Annotated in this window: 14 protein-coding genes and 3 tRNA genes; 12 read left to right on the plus strand and 5 right to left on the minus strand. The window is 56.8% G+C overall.

The genetic code is table 11. The features are described from left to right. Positions 1-55: 55 nt before the first annotated feature. The 5 genes from gutM to srlA form a co-directional block, all read right to left on the minus strand. Positions 56-415, minus strand: coding sequence for a transcriptional regulator GutM (gene gutM / locus SK54_RS07000; RefSeq protein ID WP_017692785.1), 360 nt, complete (start codon positions 413-415; stop codon positions 56-58). 91 nt (positions 416-506) lie between these two features. Continuing rightward, a complete protein-coding gene (gene srlD, locus SK54_RS07005) occupies positions 507-1286 on the minus strand; it encodes a sorbitol-6-phosphate dehydrogenase (protein ID WP_017382786.1) in 780 nt (259 codons plus the stop codon). Between the two features lie 14 nt (positions 1287-1300). After that, positions 1301-1663, minus strand: a complete 363-nt coding sequence (gene srlB / locus SK54_RS07010; protein ID WP_017692786.1) for a PTS glucitol/sorbitol transporter subunit IIA — start codon at positions 1661-1663, stop codon at positions 1301-1303. Between the two features lie 12 nt (positions 1664-1675). Then, complete coding sequence (locus tag SK54_RS07015) at positions 1676-2635, minus strand: PTS glucitol/sorbitol transporter subunit IIB (protein WP_045328227.1); 960 nt, start codon at positions 2633-2635, stop codon at positions 1676-1678. Next, positions 2632-3195, minus strand: a complete 564-nt coding sequence (srlA, locus tag SK54_RS07020; protein WP_015571673.1) for a PTS glucitol/sorbitol transporter subunit IIC — start codon at positions 3193-3195, stop codon at positions 2632-2634. The genes SK54_RS07015 and srlA overlap by 4 nt, the downstream gene beginning before the upstream one ends. A gap of 251 nt (positions 3196-3446) precedes the next feature. On the opposite strand from srlA, the gene mltB reads away from it, so the two are divergent. The 12 genes from mltB to SK54_RS07080 all read left to right on the plus strand — a co-directional run bounded on the left by mltB (position 3447) and on the right by SK54_RS07080 (position 13429). Beyond that, positions 3447-4547, plus strand: coding sequence for a lytic murein transglycosylase B (gene mltB, locus SK54_RS07025; RefSeq protein WP_181007809.1), 1101 nt, complete (start codon positions 3447-3449; stop codon positions 4545-4547). Between the two features lie 290 nt (positions 4548-4837). Further along, a complete protein-coding gene (locus SK54_RS07030; protein WP_017382783.1) occupies positions 4838-5491 on the plus strand; it encodes a metal ABC transporter ATP-binding protein in 654 nt (217 codons plus the stop codon). Then, complete coding sequence (locus SK54_RS07035; protein ID WP_015571669.1) at positions 5488-6348, plus strand: metal ABC transporter permease; 861 nt, start codon at positions 5488-5490, stop codon at positions 6346-6348. Before SK54_RS07030 ends, SK54_RS07035 begins: the two co-directional genes overlap by 4 nt. 14 nt (positions 6349-6362) lie before the next feature. Next, complete coding sequence (locus SK54_RS07040; RefSeq protein WP_022649141.1) at positions 6363-7241, plus strand: metal ABC transporter substrate-binding protein; 879 nt, start codon at positions 6363-6365, stop codon at positions 7239-7241. A gap of 130 nt (positions 7242-7371) precedes the next feature. Further along, the gene (gene pncC, locus SK54_RS07045) at positions 7372-7869 is read left to right on the plus strand and encodes a nicotinamide-nucleotide amidase (protein WP_003862172.1); all 498 of its coding nucleotides are present in this window, start codon (positions 7372-7374) and stop codon (positions 7867-7869) included. 89 nt (positions 7870-7958) lie between these two features. Then, positions 7959-9017, plus strand: coding sequence for a recombinase RecA (gene recA / locus SK54_RS07050; RefSeq protein WP_015571667.1), 1059 nt, complete (start codon positions 7959-7961; stop codon positions 9015-9017). Positions 9018-9085: 68 nt separating this feature from the next. Continuing rightward, positions 9086-9586 (plus strand): recombination regulator RecX, encoded by a 501-nt coding sequence (gene recX, locus SK54_RS07055; protein ID WP_017382782.1) that lies wholly within the window; start codon positions 9086-9088, stop codon positions 9584-9586. A gap of 131 nt (positions 9587-9717) precedes the next feature. Beyond that, positions 9718-12345 carry an alanine--tRNA ligase gene (gene alaS / locus SK54_RS07060; RefSeq protein WP_015571666.1) on the plus strand — a complete coding sequence of 876 codons (2628 nt, stop codon included), beginning with the start codon at positions 9718-9720 and terminating at the stop codon, positions 12343-12345. A gap of 241 nt (positions 12346-12586) precedes the next feature. After that, positions 12587-12772 (plus strand): carbon storage regulator CsrA, encoded by a 186-nt coding sequence (csrA, locus tag SK54_RS07065; protein WP_000906486.1) that lies wholly within the window; start codon positions 12587-12589, stop codon positions 12770-12772. Between the two features lie 342 nt (positions 12773-13114). Next, positions 13115-13207 (plus strand) — tRNA-Ser (locus tag SK54_RS07070). 4 nt (positions 13208-13211) lie between these two features. After that, positions 13212-13288 (plus strand) — tRNA-Arg (locus tag SK54_RS07075). Between the two features lie 64 nt (positions 13289-13352). Next, positions 13353-13429, plus strand: a tRNA-Arg gene (locus tag SK54_RS07080). The last annotated feature ends 5 nt before the right edge of the window (positions 13430-13434 follow it).

The raw sequence follows: 13434 nt of genomic DNA on the forward strand, positions 1-13434 counted from the left end.
CGTTCCTTACGTTGCGAAATGATAATTCCGCAAGTTTATAACTTTCACAACGAAATTATCCATGTTTCAGATTAAGCGCTAATGATAGTGCATTCTGACAGAGTGAATCATGGGGGAAGATCACATCAGGTTGTAATTCATGCAGCGAAATGCCGTCGATCGCCTGGATTTTGGTCGGACGGGCAAACACCGTTACGCCGCGCATGATGAGGGAATCGCAAACCATATTGTTTTCATCCAGCGCAACAGCGACGACAACCCGCGGTTTAAAGCGGCCGCCGGAACGCCCGACGCCCACGCGGCCTTTCTGGCACAGGGCATCAAAGGCGCGGTTAAACTGATGGATTTGCCAGCCGCCAAACGCCATCTGGCAAAGCCAGGCGAGGGCGGCGACGGTGATGAGTGCGGTGACCATATCGGCTCCTTAACTGCCGGGTGGCGGCTGCGCCTTACCCGGCCTACGGGGATTGTAGCACCGGTAAGCGCAGCGCCACCGGGGAATGAACTCAGAACATCACCTGCCCACCGGTGACGTTAATCGACTGCCCGGTGCAGTACGAGGCTTTCGGGCTGGCGTAAAACAGCAGCATGTTCAGCACGTCCTGATAATCGCACCCGCGCTTCAGCGGCACTTTGTCGATGTAGTACTGTTCGACGTCCTCTGCTTTGATGCCAAGTTTGGCGGCATACTGCGGCAGCAGGGACTGGAACATCGGGGATTTCAGCAGGTTACCCAGCATCAGCGCGTGCACGGTTATGCCGTATTCGGCCAGATCCAGCGCCAGAGACTGCGTCAGCCCGACGCCGCCAAACTTCGCCGCGCTGTAGCCGGAGTTGTGCTTGCTGCCCACTTTCCCCGATTTTGAGTTGATCTGAATGATGCGACCCTGAATACCGTCGCGGATCATCAGACGGGAAAATTCGCGGGCGCAGAGGAAATAGCCCACCAGATTCACCTGCAACGAGCGATCAAAATCCCCCAGTTCGAAATCGCTGATAAAGGCCGCTTTCGCAATCCCCGCGCTGTAGACCAGCAGATCGGTGCGACCAAAAATCTCATCCACGCCGCGGGCCAGCGCCATCACGCTCTGCTCGCTGGTGGCGTCGGCGCCAAATCCATACGCCATCCCTTCGCCAAATTCGGTGTTGATGGCGTCCGCTACGCGGGCGGCTTTCTCACTCTGAATATCCACGACCGCCACGCGGTAGCCCTCTGCGGCAAGCCCATGGCAGAGGAACTCGCCTAAGGTTTGTCCCCCACCAATGACAACGGCAACCTGACTCATGTGTCTCTCCTTTATTACGAAATAAATTTTAACGTGCAGCCTGGGGTGACAGCCTGCGGAACCGGCCCCTCAACGTGAACCGTGCCGGGATACTCCGCCCGCGGCTGGCCGTCGAAACGCAAGGTGATGTGCCCCAGCTCGCGCAGGTTTTGCTCGGCGACGTCACCGACGGCGGTTACGGCATAGCGCGCCTTGCCCAGTTCCAGCTGGCCACCGGCCTTCAGCTCGCCGTTTAACTCGCCGTGGCAGTGGATGAAGCAAAACTCTTCGATATCTGCCGGGGCGCCTTCGCGGAAGGTGATCAGCATCTGGTCGCTCAGCGCATCGGCTGCGCTCTGGCCGATGCGGGTAATGGTGGTCTGGTAAATCACGGTCATGGCAGGAACCTCTTATTGATAAATAAAGCCGGAGACAAACCAGGCAATTAGCACCGTTGGCGCGCCCGTCAGGAAGCGGCTCACCAGCACGGAGGGGACGCCCACGCGCACGGTCTCCTGGCGCGCTTCCGCCAGTGACAGCCCGACGGGGATGAAGTCGCACGCCGCCTGAGCGTTAATGGCAAACAGGGCGGGCAGGGCGAGGTGCGGAGGGATGTTCCCCAGACCAATCTGCACGCCAATCAGCACGCCGATGACCTGGGCAATCACCGCGCCCGGGCCGAGAAACGGCGACAGCAGCGGGAAGGAGCAGATCAGCGCCAGCGTCACCAGGCCGAGCGGGTGGCTGGCGAGCGGGGCGAGGCCGTGGGCAATCCAGTCGCCGAGGCCGGAGGCCATGATGATGCCGATCAGCGCCGAGACGAACGCCATAAACGGCAGAATGGTTTTCAGCACCGTGTCGATGGTGTCGCGCCCGGACTGAAACAGCACCGCCACGGCGGACCCCATCCCCATCCCGACCTTCGCCAGCAGGCCGTCGCTCTGCTCGGTGATTTTTTTGCTGGTGTCGTACTCGCGCGGGGCCGCTTTTTGCGGTGCGGATGTGCCATTCACCAGCGTGATGTTGTCCTCCTTCACCCCAGAGACATAAATGTCCTCAAGGATGTACTGCGCCAGCGGGCCTGACTTGCCCGTGGAGTGAATATTCACCGTCGGAATGCGGCGCTTCGGGTAGATGCCGCAGCGCAGCGTGCCGCCGCAGTCGATTACCGCCACGCCGATTTCCGCTTCCGGCGGCTCACCCTCTTTGAAGCCGTCGACTGCTTCCCAGCCGGTCAGCTCGCGCAGCGTGTCGACGATCGCCGGGCGCGTGCCGGCGGTGATGTAGACGATCTTTTTGCCTTCGGTGGCGTCGAACTCCAGCGGGCCGCCCCAGCCGCCCGTGCCTTTATCTATGCGGATCCGGTTCATACTGTGGCTCCCGAAAGCTGGACTTTCTCATCAAGCTGAATGCCCATTTTTTTCTCAAAAATGGCGGTAGTGAGGTCCGTTACCCAGCCGCGGAAGAAGTTGGTCACCAGGCCGACCAGCAGATAGCTCACCGCCAGCGGGCCGAGCGGCAGTCCCAGCGTAGTGAGACCGCTGGCAATCCCGAGGTAAACAAACAGCTCGCCGGGGTTAATGTGCGGGAACAGGCCGTTCATTGAATGGCAGCTGTAGGAGGCGGCGGCGTAATAACTCGGCTTGTACTTCTCTGGCATAAAGCGGCCGAGGCTTAAGGTCATCGGGTTGCAGAACACAAAGGTGCCGATGAAGGGCAGGATCAGGTAGCGGGACAGCGGATTGCCGGCACAGCGCTGGGCGAAGCGTTCAATACGCTGCTGGCCGATAAAGTTAATCAGGGCGTTCATGATCACCAGCAGGCTGATCAGCAGGGGCAGGATCCCGGTCACCATGCCGGTGAATACCTCGCCGCCTTTCTGAAACAGCCCGATGAACCACTCGGCGCCGTGGGTGATGGTTTCTATCATTCTTCTCTCCTGTAGGGCGTTTGTTTTTGTCTATCTGCGGCTAATAATAATCACTTTGAAAGGTTTTAAAGTGTTAATCAGATCTCACAATGAAAGAAAAATGTATTATTTTGAAAGTTTATTGGTGAGGTGAATAATTTTTGGTGGAAAAAAGCGCGGATTTGCGTCGGGGAGGTGTGTACCGCTTCCTTGAGGAGTTGGGGATGCTTTACCATACTGGATTCTTACCGAACTCGTTAAATGGATGCCACATGTTCAAGCGTCGTTATGCAGCGCTGTTGCCTGCGCTTATTCTCCTGTCCGCCTGTAGTAGCAAACCCAAGACCGAAGCCGCTCAGCCAACGGCGGGCGCGCCTTCCGGAGGATTCCTGCTGGAGCCGCAGCACAATATGATGCAGATGGGCGGCGACTTCGCGAATAACTCTGCGGCCGAACAGTTCATCGATAAAATGGTGAGCAAGCACGGTTTTGACCGCCAGCAGCTGCATGCCATTTTGTCTCAGGCGAAGCGTCTGGACTATGTGCTGCGCCTGATGGACAGGCAGGCGCCGACAGCCCAGGTGCCGACCGGGCCAAACGGCGCGTGGCTGCGCTATCGCAAACAGTTTATTACCCCGGACAACGTGCAGAATGGCGTGGTGTTCTGGAATCAGTATGAAGACGCCCTGAACCGTGCGTGGCAGGTCTATGGCGTGCCGCCGGAGATCATCGTCGGTATTATTGGGGTCGAGACCCGCTGGGGACGCATTATGGGTAAAACCCGCATCCTTGATGCGCTGGCGACGCTCTCCTTCAACTACCCGCGCCGCGCCGAGTATTTCTCTTCCGAGCTGGAAACCTTCCTGCTGATGGCGCGAGACGAACAGGACGATCCGCTCGATCTGAAAGGGTCGTTCGCCGGGGCAATGGGCTACGGCCAGTTTATGCCGTCCTCCTATAAGCAGTACGCGGTAGATTTTAACGGGGATGGTCACATCAACCTGTGGGATCCCGAAGACGCCATTGGCAGCGTGGCCAACTACTTCAAAGCGCATGGCTGGACGCCGGGCGGCCAGGTGGCGGTGCAGGCGAACGGCGAGGCGTTTGGTCTGGAAAACGGATTTAAAACCAAATACAGCGTGGCGCAGCTGGCAGCGGCAGGCTTAACGCCGTCGCAGCCGCTGGGCAATGTTGACCAGGTGAGCCTGCTGCGCCTGGATGTCGGAACCGGTTATCAGTACTGGTTCGGGCTGCCGAACTTCTACACCATTACCCGCTACAACCACAGCACGCACTATGCGATGGCGGTGTGGCAGCTGGGGCTGGCGGTGTCTCAGGCGCGTGTGCCGGCAGCGTCACCGTTTAGCCAGTAAGTTACCCTGACGGGTAGGCCGGTTAAGGCAACGCCGCCACCCGGCATGGCTGCCCGCACCCTGACCCTCTCCCACGGGAGAGGGAAGTTTGCAGAAACATTTCGCCACACTCCCATTTCACTCCCACCGTTTACATCTTAATCGACTTTCATTATTGTTATGTTATAACATTATTTTTGAATTGAGATATCCATGTCCCTGTTTTCTCTCTCATCCCCGGTTCGGCTGCTGCTTGCGCTGGTGCTCATTCTGTTTCTCGGCCTGGCCGTGCGCTGGGCGGTGGCGTTGCCATGATCGTGATGAACGACCTGGTGGCGGGTTACGATCGCCAGCCCGTTACGCGCGCGCTGTCCGGCGTGATTGAACGCGGGAGCATGACCGCTATCGTCGGGGCCAACGGCTGCGGCAAATCCACGCTGCTGAAAACGCTCGCCGGCTTTATTCCGCCCGTCAGCGGTACGTTTCGCTGGCAGGGGAGACGTCCGGTGGTGGGCTGGCTGGCGCAGCGTCACGCGCTGGAGGCGCAATTTCCTCTGACCGTGCAGGACGTGGTGAGTATGGGCTGCTGGCCAGCAATCTCACTGTTTGCCGGTTTTCGTCGGGATACCCGCATGCGCATTGCCGGCGCGCTGGAGCGCGTGGGGCTGGAGTCCATGGCGTTCTCTACCATAGATGAACTTTCCGGCGGCCAGTTTCAGCGCATGCTGTTTGCCCGCGTTTTGGTGCAGCAGGCGCCGCTGGTAATGCTGGATGAGCCTTTCACCGGCGTCGATGAAGCGACCTGCAACGTGCTGATGGATCTGATGCTGGAGATGTATATGCAGGGGCAGACCCTGCTGGCGGTACTGCACGACAGCGAACGCGTCTCGCGCCACTTCCCACAAACGCTGCGGCTGGATGCTGATACGCCGCACTGGAAAACCGAGCGGGTGAGGGTGGCATGATCTGGCATCTCTTCTTCCAGCCGTTTATTGAGTACGGCTTTATGCGGCGCGCGCTGGTGGTTTGCCTGGCGCTCTCCGTCAGCACCACTGCGCTGGGCGTATTTCTTCAACTGCGTCGGATGAGCCTGATGGGGGACGCCCTTTCTCACGCCATTTTGCCGGGTGTTGCGGTGGGCTATCTGCTCAGCGGGATGTCGCTGCTGGCAATGACTGTCGGCGGGTTTATTGCCGGGATCGCCGTTGCGCTGGTGGCCGGGCTGGTCAGCCGCCGCACGCCGCTTAAAGAGGATGCCAGCTTCGCGGGGTTTTACCTGGGCTCGCTGGCGCTGGGCGTCACGCTGGTGTCGCTGCGCGGTTCAAATGTCGATCTGCTTCATCTTCTGTTTGGCTCCATTCTCGCCGTGGATAGCGCGTCAGCCCTGTTCGTGACGGGCGTTTGCATGTTCACGCTCCTCACGCTGGCGATTTTTTATCGGGGGCTGGTCAGCGAAGCGTTTGATACCGCGTGGTTGCAGGTGAACGCGCGCTGGCTGCCCGGGATGTTACACGGTCTGTTTCTGGCGCTGCTGGTGCTCAACCTGGTAGCCGGTTTTCAGGTGCTCGGCACGCTGATGGCCGTCGGGCTGATGATGTTACCCGCCGTGGCGGCACGCTGCTGGGTGCGCACACTGCCAGGGTTACTTTTGATGGCGGGTATCAGCGGTATTTTTTGCGCGTGGCTGGGCTTAAGCCTTTCCTGGGCAGTGAGTCTGCCCGCCGGGCCCTCCATTGTGCTGACCGCCAGCGCATTGTTCTTTATTTCAGTTTTATTTGGCACGCGCAGCAGGCTGGCGGATAGCCTGCGGGCGCTTTTTTAACGCAAGGGGAAACGATGAAACGTACAGGATTAGCCGTGGCGCTCGCGCTCGGCATGATGACGCACGGCGTAATGGCGAAAACGCTTAATGTGGTGACCAGCTTTTCCATCCTGGGAGACATCACGCAGCAGGTTGGCGGCGATCGTGTGAAGGTGACGACGCTGGTGGGGCCGGACGGTGATCCCCATACTTTCGAACCTTCGCCCAAAGACAGCGCGGCGCTGAGTAAAGCTGACGTGGTGGTGGTCAATGGGCTGGGGCTGGAGGGCTGGCTCGACCGTCTGGTGAAAGCCTCCGGATTCAAAGGCCAACTGGTGGTTGCTTCGGACGGCGTGAAAACGCACACGCTGGAAGAGGACGGTAAAACCGTGACCGATCCGCACGCGTGGAACAGCGCGGCGAACGGCGCGCTGTATGCGCAAAATATTCTCTCAGGGCTGGTGAAGGCCGATCCTGAAGATACGGCGGCGCTTGAAGCTACCGGTAAACCCTATATTGCGCAGCTCTCTCAACTGGACGGTTGGGCTAAAAAGCGTTTCAGCGACATCCCACAGGCGAAGCGCAAAGTGCTGACCAGCCACGACGCCTTCGGCTATTTCAGCCGCGCCTACGGCGTGACGTTTATGGCGCCGCAGGGGCTGTCGTCTGAGAGTGAAGCCAGCGCGGCGCAGGTAGCGGAGATCATCAATCAGATTAAAGCTGACGGCGTGAAAACCTGGTTTATGGAAAACCAGCTTGACCCACGCCTGGTGAAGCAGATTGCGACCGCCACGGGCGCCCAGCCGGGTGGTGAACTTTACCCGGAAGCGCTGTCCGCGAAGGGCGGCGTGGCGGACACCTACGTCAAGGCATTTCGCCACAATGTGGACACCCTCGCTAACAGCATGAAATAAGCGTCTCTCTGGCCGATGCGCCCGCATCGGCTTTTTTCTGAAGCCCCCTCGTAAAACCCGACGCGCATCCCCATATTTGATGAGAAAGTGCTATCTTGTGCTGCATGTTTTTCTAAGGCCTGGAGCGAGAATGACTGACCATGAATTGATGCAGCTAAGCGAAGTGGTGGGGCTGGCGCTGAAACAGCGCGGCGCGACTCTCACGACCGCAGAATCCTGCACCGGCGGCTGGGTGGCGAAAGCAATTACCGATATTGCTGGCAGTTCCGCCTGGTTTGAACGCGGCTTTGTGACCTACAGTAACGAGGCGAAAGCGCAGATGATCGGCGTGCGTGAAGCCACGCTTGAGCAGCATGGCGCGGTCAGCGAGCCGGTGGTGATCGAGATGGCGATTGGCGCGCTGAAAGAGGCGCGCGCAGATTACGCTATCTCCATCAGCGGTATCGCGGGGCCGGACGGCGGCAGCGACGTGAAGCCTGTCGGCACCGTCTGGTTTGGCTTTGCCACCTCAAAAGGTGAAGGGATCACCCGCCGGGAATGCTTCAGCGGCGACCGCGAAAGCGTGCGTCGTCAGGCAACGGAATACGCGTTAAAAACGCTCTGGCAACAATTTCTACAAAATACTTGATACTGTATGACTATACAGTATAATTGCCTCAACAGAACAGAAGTCCATGGTGAAGCGCAGTTGCTTCTCCCGGCATGACAGGAGTAATAATGGCTATCGACGAAAACAAACAGAAAGCGTTGGCGGCAGCACTGGGCCAGATCGAAAAGCAATTCGGTAAAGGCTCCATCATGCGCCTGGGTGAAGACCGTTCCATGGATGTGGAAACTATCTCCACTGGTTCGCTTTCTCTTGATATCGCACTGGGCGCTGGCGGTTTGCCGATGGGCCGTATCGTAGAAATCTACGGTCCGGAATCCTCGGGTAAAACTACCCTGACGTTGCAGGTTGTTGCGGCGGCACAGCGCGAAGGTAAAACCTGTGCGTTTATCGATGCCGAGCACGCGCTGGACCCGGTCTATGCCCGTAAACTGGGCGTTGATATCGACAACCTGCTGTGCTCCCAGCCGGACACCGGCGAGCAGGCACTGGAAATTTGTGACGCGCTGGCGCGCTCAGGTGCGGTTGACGTGATCATCGTCGACTCCGTTGCGGCGCTGACGCCAAAAGCGGAAATTGAAGGTGAAATCGGTGACTCTCACATGGGCCTCGCGGCACGTATGATGAGCCAGGCGATGCGTAAGCTGGCGGGTAACCTGAAGCAGTCCAATACGCTGCTGATCTTCATCAACCAGATCCGTATGAAAATTGGTGTAATGTTCGGTAACCCGGAAACCACCACCGGCGGTAACGCTCTGAAATTCTACGCTTCTGTCCGTCTGGATATCCGCCGTATCGGTGCGGTGAAAGAGGGGGATAACGTAGTCGGTAGCGAAACCCGCGTGAAGGTTGTGAAGAACAAAATCGCAGCACCGTTCAAACAGGCTGAGTTCCAGATCCTCTACGGCGAAGGTATCAACTTCCTCGGCGAGCTGGTTGACCTGGGCGTGAAAGAGAAGCTGATTGAAAAAGCGGGCGCATGGTACAGCTACAACGGTGACAAGATTGGTCAGGGTAAAGCGAATGCTATCTCCTGGCTGAAAGAGAACCCGGCGGCGGCGAAAGAGATTGAGAAGAAGGTGCGTGAACTCCTGCTGAACAACCAGGACTCTAAACCTGATTTCGTGGTCGACGGCGCGGATGCTGAAGAAACCAACGAAGACTTTTAATCCTCTCGGATAAAAATGAAGGGCTGCTGATGCGGCCCTTTTTGCATTTCTGAATCGACAGGTTTTTTATGAGTGAACCGACATCACGCCGACCAGCCTACTCACGCTTGCTGGATCGGGCCGTGCGTATTCTTGCCGTGCGTGACCATAGCGAACAGGAGCTGCGGCGGAAACTGTCAGCGCCCGTCATGAGCAAAAACGGTCCGGAAGACATTGATGCCACCGCGGAAGATTATGACCGCGTGGTTGCCTGGTGCTACGAGCATCACTATCTGGATGACGGCCGTTTTGCCGCTCGCTTTCTTGCCAGCCGTGGTCGTAAAGGCTATGGGCCAGCGCGTATCCGCCAGGAGCTGAACCAGAAAGGCGTAGCCCGTGAATCGATTGAAAAAGCCATGCGCGAAAGTGAAATTGACTGGTGCGAACTGGCGCGTGAGCAGGCGGTACGAAAGTACGGTGAGCCGCTGCCGCGTGAATTTTCAGAAAAAGTTAAAATCCAGCGCTTTTTGCTCTACCGCGGCTTCCTGATGGAAGATATTCAGGATATCTGGCGTAATTTTACCGATTGAACGCATGCGGGATTTTACTTCCCACTAAAGAAAACTTATCTTATTCCCACTTTTTCCAGTAGCTGGTCCGTCCAACTGTTTACAGATACAGATCTGCTGCGACATTTCGTTAGCTTGATTTCAGGATAATTATGAGCAAGAGCACCGCTGAGATCCGTCAGGCGTTTCTCGATTTTTTCCATAGTAAGGGACACCAGGTTGTTGCCAGCAGCTCCCTGGTACCGAACAATGACCCGACTCTGCTGTTTACCAACGCCGGGATGAACCAGTTCAAGGATGTGTTCCTTGGTCTCGACAAGCGTAATTATTCCCGCGCCACAACCTCACAGCGTTGCGTGCGTGCGGGCGGTAAACACAACGATCTGGAAAACGTCGGTTACACCGCGCGCCACCACACCTTCTTCGAAATGCTGGGTAACTTCAGCTTCGGCGACTATTTCAAACACGATGCCATTCAATACGCGTGGGAACTGCTGACCGGTGAAAACTGGTTCAATCTGCCGAAAGAGCGTCTGTGGGTGACCGTGTATGAGACCGATGACGAAGCGTTCGACATCTGGGAAAAAGAAGTGGGTATCCCGCGCGAACGTATCATCCGTATCGGTGACAACAAAGGCGCGCCTTACGCGTCTGATAACTTCTGGCAGATGGGCGACACCGGCCCTTGCGGTCCGTGCACCGAGATCTTCTACGATCATGGCGACCACATCTGGGGTGGCCCTCCGGGAAGCGCGGAAGAAGATGGCGATCGCTACATTGAGATCTGGAACATCGTCTTCATGCAGTTCAACCGTCAGGCCGACGGCACCATGGAGCCGCTGCCAAAACCGTCCGTAGATACCGGTATGGGCCTTGAGCGTATCGCGGCCGTTCTGCAACACGTTAACTCCAACTATGAGATTGACCTGTTCAGCACCCTGATCAAAGCCGTTGCTGAGGTAACGGGCGCAACCGATCTGAGCAACAAATCACTGCGCGTTATCGCAGACCATATTCGTTCCTGTGCGTTCCTGATTGCTGACGGCGTTATCCCGTCGAATGAAAACCGTGGCTATGTGCTGCGTCGTATCATTCGTCGTGCGATCCGCCATGGCAACATGCTGGGCGCGAAGGACACCTTCTTCTATAAACTCGTTGGGCCACTGATTGGCGTGATGGGCTCTGCCGGCGATGAGCTGAAACGCCAGCAGGCGCAGGTTGAACAGGTTCTGAAAACCGAAGAAGAGCAGTTTGCCCGTACGCTGGAACGCGGTCTGGCGCTGCTGGACGACGAGCTGGCGAAACTCAAGGGCGACACGCTGGATGGCGAAACCGCTTTCCGCCTGTACGACACCTACGGCTTCCCGGTTGACCTGACCGCGGACGTTTGCCGCGAGCGCAACATCAAAGTTGACGAAGCAGGCTTTGAAGCCGCAATGGAAGAACAGCGTCGTCGTGCGCGTGAATCCAGCGGTTTTGGCGCGGACTACAACGCGATGATCCGCGTTGATAGCGCGTCTGAATTTAAAGGCTACGAAGAGCTGGCCCTGACCAGCAACGTGACCGCGCTGTTTGTTGACGGTAAAGCCGTAGACAGCATTAGCGCGGGCCAGGAAGCGGTTGTTATCCTGGATAAAACGCCGTTCTATGCGGAATCGGGCGGTCAGGTTGGCGATAAAGGCGAACTGAAAGGCAATGGCTTCAGCTTCAGCGTAAGCGATACCCAGAAATACGGTCAGGCGATTGGTCACCAGGGCAAACTGGTTTCCGGCTCTCTGAAAGTGGGCGAGGGCGTTCAGGCCAACGTTGACGAAGCTCGCCGCGCGCGCATTCGTCTGAACCACTCGGCAACCCACCTGATGCACGCAGCCCTGCGCGAAGTGCTGGGTACGCACGTTGCACAGAAAGGTTCTCTGGTTAATGACAAAGTGCTGCGTTTCGACTTCTCGCATTTTGAAGCGATGAAGCCGTCTGAAATTCGTGCGGTGGAAGACCTGGTGAATGCCCAGATCCGTCGTAACCTGCCAATCGAAACCCACATCATGGATCTCGAGGCAGCGAAGAAGAAAGGTGCGATGGCGCTGTTTGGCGAGAAATATGACGACCGCGTTCGCGTGCTGAGCATGGGCGACTTCTCTACCGAACTGTGTGGCGGTACTCACGCATCCCGCACCGGTGACATCGGCTTGTTCCGCATCGTTTCCGAGTCGGGGACGGCGGCAGGCGTGCGTCGTATTGAGGCGGTGACCGGGGAAGGCGCGATTGCCAGCCTGCATGCGCAGAGCGACCAGCTGCACGAGATCGCGCAGCTGCTGAAAGGCGATAGTCAGAACCTGGGCGAAAAAGTGCGTGTCGCGCTGGATCGTACCCGTCAGCTGGAAAAAGAACTCCAGCAGCTGAAAGAACAGGCTGCGGCGCAGGAGAGCGCAAACCTCTCCAGCAAAGCGGTAGACATTAAGGGCGTCAAACTGCTGGTCAGCGATCTGGCGGGCGTTGAGCCTAAGATGCTGCGTACCATGGTCGACGATCTGAAGAACCAGCTTGGTTCGACGGTTATCGTGCTGGCAACGGTCGCAGAGGGTAAGGTTTCTCTGATTGCGGGCGTCTCTAAGGATGTGACGGATCGTGTTAAAGCAGGGGAACTGATTGGCATGGTCGCCCAGCAGGTGGGTGGCAAAGGTGGCGGTCGTCCGGACATGGCGCAAGCCGGTGGTACGGATGCGGCGGCACTTCCCGCGGCATTAGCCAGCGTTGAAAGCTGGGTAAGCGCGAAACTGTAATAACTACAAAGCACAAGCAGACGCCATAGCGGTAACGTTATGGCGTCTTGCTCACTGCGCTATCGATAACGATAAAGTCAGGTTGAGTTTGTGTATATCGGCTAAACTTACGTTTAACAGAATGTGATGCCGTGACTGCTTACACTTTACGTGTTTGTCATCGCTTACTTTTTGGCGTTATATGATGGATAATGCCGGGATACAAGAGACCCGACTCTTTTAATCTTTCAAGGAGCAAAGAATGCTGATTCTGACTCGTCGAGTTGGTGAGACCCTCATGATTGGGGATGAGGTCACCGTGACAGTTTTAGGGGTAAAGGGTAACCAGGTACGTATTGGTGTTAACGCTCCTAAAGAAGTATCTGTCCACCGTGAAGAGATCTACCAGCGTATCCAGGCTGAAAAATCCCAGCAGTCCAGTTACTGATATTGTCGCGTCTCGCTGTCGGGCGAGACGCAACCCTCCTGCTATTTTTCCTGCATAAAGTTACCGTTCTATTTCAAACGCTTCGTTTTTGACCACTCTCATAATTTTATCTCATCCAAAAGACGCGCTTCTCTCAACACAATTCTGTGAAGATGCCTGCAAAATCCGCTTATAAAACACTCTCTTTGCGGCTTTTACATGCGAATTGGGTGCGAATTGTGCAAACGAAAAAAGCATGTGGAAAATTGTTTGACTTATAAGTCCCAGAAAGTAATATATGCGCCACGCAGCGACGAGAAGCTCTTAACGAGTTGCTCGAAGCACTCGAAAGAGGCGTTGTGTGGTGAGGTGGCCGAGAGGCTGAAGGCGCTCCCCTGCTAAGGGAGTATGCGGTCAAAAGCTGCATCCGGGGTTCGAATCCCCGCCTCACCGCCATTTTGCATCCGTAGCTCAGCTGGATAGAGTACTCGGCTACGAACCGAGCGGTCGGAGGTTCGAATCCTCCCGGATGCACCATCTATTACTTCATATTGCTTTCGAAGTGATATGAATATCGAGCAGTACAGTAGTAAATCCCGATGCATCCGTAGCTCAGCTGGATAGAGTACTCGGCTACGAACCGAGCGGTCGGAGGTTCGAATCCTCCCGGATGCACCATTTTT

This window comes from Enterobacter sp. MGH120, assembly GCF_001037725.1.
Taxonomy (GTDB): Bacteria; Pseudomonadota; Gammaproteobacteria; order Enterobacterales; family Enterobacteriaceae; genus Enterobacter; species Enterobacter hormaechei_C.